Origin of the sequence: Salifodinibacter halophilus, from assembly GCA_012999515.1 — a bacterium.
Lineage (GTDB): Bacteria > Pseudomonadota > Gammaproteobacteria > Nevskiales > Salinisphaeraceae > Salifodinibacter > Salifodinibacter halophilus.
The window spans coordinates 1-378 of sequence record JABEEB010000054.1 but is presented as its reverse complement, the minus strand read 5'-3'; the positions used below and the strand labels follow the sequence as shown (position 1 = coordinate 378).

Here is a 378-nt window from a genome sequence, read left to right as displayed (position 1 = left end):
GGCCGCCAACTACGATCAGGTGATCTACCAGTTCGGCAATTCGCCGTTCCACTCGCACATGGTCGAGCTGCTGGACCAGGTGCCGGGGCTGGTGGTGCTGCACGATTTCTTCCTCAGCTCGATGCTGGCGAACATGGACGAGATCGGCGCCACCGCCGGCTTGTTCCCGCAGGAACTGGAGCGCTCGCACGGCCGCGGCGCGGTCGCGCTGCTCGACCGCGACGGCGTGCTGGACGCGCGCCGCGCGTTTCCGGCCTCGCGCCGCATCGTCGAGCGCGCCGACGCGGTGGTGGTGCATTCCGATCACGCGATCGAAATGGCCCAGCGCTTCTTCCCCGCGGTCGGACGCGGCCCGCTGCTGCGGGTGGCGATGCCGCA

1 protein-coding gene is annotated in these 378 nt (G+C 69.6%); it reads left to right on the top strand.

The genetic code is table 11. The features are described 5' to 3' along the window. Window positions 1-378 (top strand): glycosyl transferase family 1 (locus HKX41_10650; protein ID NNC24590.1); only part of this gene is annotated, 378 nt, incomplete at both ends.